We start from the raw sequence: 3,914 nt of genomic DNA on the forward strand, positions 1-3,914 counted from the left end.
CGCTGCCGACCAAACAGGATCGGCCGGGCAAGATTTTTGGTGACCTGATCGTCGCGCATTTCAGTTTCTATACACAGGAGCGCCAATTGCTGCGCACCAACATTCTCGACGGCTACTACGAGGTCGCTGGCCTGGTTGCTCCAATCTACGAGAAACCTCCGATCCGCTTGAGAGACCTGCTGAAGCAATGGAGGAGAGGCCGGACGGCGTCTACGCCACCGCGCTATACGATCTCGCTTCCGGCAGCCAATTCCGGCTGATGTCCGGCTTGGCCGGCTTTGTCGCGCCTATTGTTCGCCGCGTCATCCCTGCAAATCAGCGTTGCCGTGTAGACCGAGTCGGGTCGCCGGTCTCATGGTTCGGCAGCCAGTACGTCCGCAGCTAGGCCCGCGTTCCAACCCCTGCTGATGCGATCGTAGAAATTGGTCGAGAGCGCTGTCACGTGGCCGGTCCGCGGCCACATTCCGCCGATGAAGCCGGACGCGCCACCCACGCATGATACCAAAGCCGACGACAAGAGTGCTGGAGGCGCGGTTTTGCGGCCTGTCAGATGTCCGCCGTCGCCCGCAAAAAAATATTGACTGTATGTTTAGTCATAGTTATCCCTAGCGTCGACGATGACCAGCCGGCGTTTGCCGGTGAATGGCCACGAAGGAGAGGGGAATATCTTGACAGTCATGCGGCCCGCCGTTGAGGCGAAGGACGTCACCAGGACTTTTCAGGGACCCGGCCAGGAGCCCGTCAGGGCGCTTGACGCGGTTTCCGTTTCCATTCGCGAGAACGAGTTTTTCACGCTGCTGGGCCCATCCGGCTGCGGAAAGACGACGTTGYTGCGGCTGATMGCCGGCTTCGAYTWTCCGASCGMCGGCGAAATCCTGCTCTACGGMCAGGACATYGCGCCGCTGCCGCCGTTCAAGCGCCCGGTCAACACCGTCTTCCAGTCCTATGCGCTGTTCCCGCACATGACGGTGGCCGAGAACATCGGCTTCGGCCTGAAGATGCTGGGCAAGCCCAGGGCGGAGATCGAGGCGCGCGTCGATGCGATGCTGACGCTGGTCCACATGCAGAAATTGAAGARCCGSCGCACCAGCCAGATYTCYGGCGGCCAGCAGCAGCGCGTGGCGCTGGCSCGSGCAYTGGCGCCGCAGCCGAAGGTGCTSYTGCTCGACGAACCCYTSTCGGCGCTCGACTACAAGCTGCGCAAGGAGATGCAGATCGAGTTGAAGCGGCTGCAGCACGAGACCGGCATCACCTTCATCTTCGTCACCCAYGATCAGGAAGARGCRCTGACCATGTCSGAYCGCATCGCSGTGATGTCGTCRGGCAASATCCTGCAGGTCGGYACGCCWTGGGACATCTACGAYCAYCCGGCGCARCGCTTCGTCGCCGACTTCATTGGCGAGACCAATTTCCTGGACGGCACGGTCGAAGGCGCCGCGGATGGCAAGGCGCGGGTCACACTGCGCTCGGGAGCAAGCATCCTCGCGACCACCRCCAGCGATTTCCGGCCGGGCAGCCAGGCGACGCTGATGGTGCGGCCCGAGCATGCCAGGCTCGTCAAGGCCGCCGGCGACCTGACCGGCACGGTCGAGACCGTCGTCTATTTCGGCACCGACACACATATCCATGTCCGGCTGGCGGACGGCGGTCCCTTCATCGTGCGCCAGCAGAATTCACGTTGTGCCGGCTGCGGCTTCGAAGCCGGCGACAAGGTCGGCATTCAAATCGGCGACGCCGCCGCGCAGCTGCTGAAGGATTAGGTCATGGCGACCGCGAAAGAGATCGCCGACAAGGCCGAACGCAACGATATCCGCTCGCGCTGGCTGCTTTCCACGCCGGCGTTGCTGATCGTCTTCCTCGCGGCGCTTGGGCCGCTGCTGATCGTGGTCGTCTATTCCTTCCTGACCCCAGGCAATTACGGCGACGTGAAATGGCAGTTTTCGACCGACGCCTGGGTGAGCGTGCTGCTTCAGCGAGACGTCTTCGACGACGCGCTGTCCTTCGCCAGCGCGCATCTGTCGATCTTCTGGCGCTCGGTGTCGCTGTCGGCCATGACCACGATCCTGACGCTGATCTTCGGCTTTCCGACAGCCTATTTCATCGCGACACGACCGGAACACCGGCGCGATATCTGGCTGTTCCTGATCACCATCCCGTTCTGGACCAACCTTTTGATCCGAACCTTCGCCATGCAGGAGGTGCTGCGCAATGACGGCCTCATCAATTGGCTGCTGCAGCTGCTGCGGATTACCGATCACCCCACCCAGCTGATGTATACGAATTTCGCCGTCCTGCTCGGCATGGTCTATGTGTTCCTGCCGCTGATGGTGCTGCCGCTCTACGCCAGCATGGAGAAGATCGACTTCCGGCTGATCGAGGCGGGTTACGACCTGTACGCGACGCGGTTTCAGGTACTGCGGCGCATCATCGTGCCGCTGGTCGCGCCGGGCATCGTCGCCGGCTCGATCCTCGTCTTCATCCCTTCGCTCGGCGCCTATGTGACGCCGCGTGTGCTGGGCGGCGGCACCAATCTGATGATCGGCAATCTGATCGAACTGCAATTCGGCCAAGGGCGCAACTGGCCGCTCGGTGCGGCGCTGTCGATCACGCTGATGGCGATCGTGATGGTGGCGCTGCTGTTCTACGTCCGCAACATGACAAGGTCGGATGGCAGCCATGGCTAAGCGCTTCGATGTCCGCCAGCAGACCGGCTTCGTCACCATAGCGATGGTGTGTTTCTTCCTCCTCTATCTGCCGATMGGCACRCTCGTCGTCTTCGCCTTCAACGACAATGAATCGCTGGCGATCTGGAARGGCTTTTCGCTGCGYTGGTTCCATGTCGCCTGGAACAACACGCTGGTGATCGAATCCTCGATTCGCTCGTTCCAGATCGCAGCGGTCGCCGCCATCCTGGCGACGATCACGGCAACGATGGCGGCGCTGGCGACGACCCGGACCAAGCCGTATCGCGGGCTGACCTTCAAATACGCTTTCATCAACCAGCCGCTGATGGTGCCGGAGATCGTCACGGCGGTGGCGCTGCTGATTGTGTTCTCGCGCATCAAGATCTGGACCGGCTATTCGGGTCTTGGATACCTGATCGCAGCCCACACCGCCTTCTGCATCCCGTTCGCCTATCTGCCGATCCGTGCTCGGCTCGAAAGCATGGATCTCTCGCTCGAAACGGCGGCGGCCGACCTCTATGCGGGCAAATGGCAGGCCTTCCGGCATGTGACGCTGCCGCTGCTTTGGCCGGGCATCCTGGCAGGGCTGATGCTCGCCTTCGTCGTCTCGCTGGATGACGTGGTCATCACCGAATTCGTCAAATCCGGCGGCCAGGACACGCTACCGACCTTCATGCTTGGCCAGATTCGTCGCGGCGTGACGCCGGAAATCAATGCGATCTCGACCGTCTTCCTTGTCCTGTCGATCGGCATCGTCACGGCTTTCTTTTTCTTCAGCAGGAAACGGACCTGAGGCCGCATCGCCGCCGGTCCCAACAATGGGAGCAAATAGCATGAACTGGAAACTGACCGCGACAGCCGTCGGGCTATCGCTGCTGGCTGTTACGGGCGTGGCGCGTGCCGATGGCGAGCTCAACATCTACAATTGGGGCAACTACACCAACCCCGACCTGATCAAGAAGTTCGAGGAGACCTACAAGGTCAAGGTTACCGTCACCGACTTCGATTCCAACGACACGGCGCTCGCCAAGATCCGCCAGGGCGGCGCCGGTTTCGACATCGTCGTACCCTCGGCCAGTGTCGTCCCCATCTGGATCAGCGAAGGGCTGCTGCTGGAGACCGATCCCAACGCAATGGAGAATTTCAAGAATGTCGATCCCAAATGGGTCGATGTTCCCTTCGATCCGGGCCGCAAATACACGGTTCCGTGGCAGTGGGGCACGACAGGCA

The 3,914-nt window shown here is 61.5% G+C and carries 4 protein-coding genes and 1 pseudogene; all 5 read left to right on the forward strand.

The features are described 5' to 3' along the window. Positions 1 to 260, forward strand: a pseudogene (locus AC1DX0_RS32310) (hypothetical protein); the annotation flags it as partial. A gap of 417 nt (positions 261 to 677) precedes the next feature. Further along, complete coding sequence (locus AC1DX0_RS32315; RefSeq protein WP_477358459.1) at positions 678 to 1,760, forward strand: ABC transporter ATP-binding protein; 1,083 nt, start codon at positions 678 to 680, stop codon at positions 1,758 to 1,760. A 3-nt stretch (positions 1,761 to 1,763) separates the two neighbouring features. Further along, on the forward strand, positions 1,764 to 2,684 hold the full coding sequence (locus tag AC1DX0_RS32320; protein ID WP_477221411.1) for an ABC transporter permease: 921 nt from the start codon (positions 1,764 to 1,766) through the stop codon (positions 2,682 to 2,684). Further along, positions 2,677 to 3,477 (forward strand): ABC transporter permease, encoded by an 801-nt coding sequence (locus AC1DX0_RS32325; protein ID WP_477221412.1) that lies wholly within the window; start codon positions 2,677 to 2,679, stop codon positions 3,475 to 3,477. The genes AC1DX0_RS32320 and AC1DX0_RS32325 overlap by 8 nt, the downstream gene beginning before the upstream one ends. A 40-nt stretch (positions 3,478 to 3,517) precedes the next feature. Further along, a partial coding sequence (locus tag AC1DX0_RS32330) for an extracellular solute-binding protein (protein WP_477358458.1) occupies positions 3,518 to 3,914 on the forward strand: 397 nt, incomplete at its 3' end.

It is taken from the genome of Mesorhizobium sp. P3_A9 (assembly GCF_056402975.1).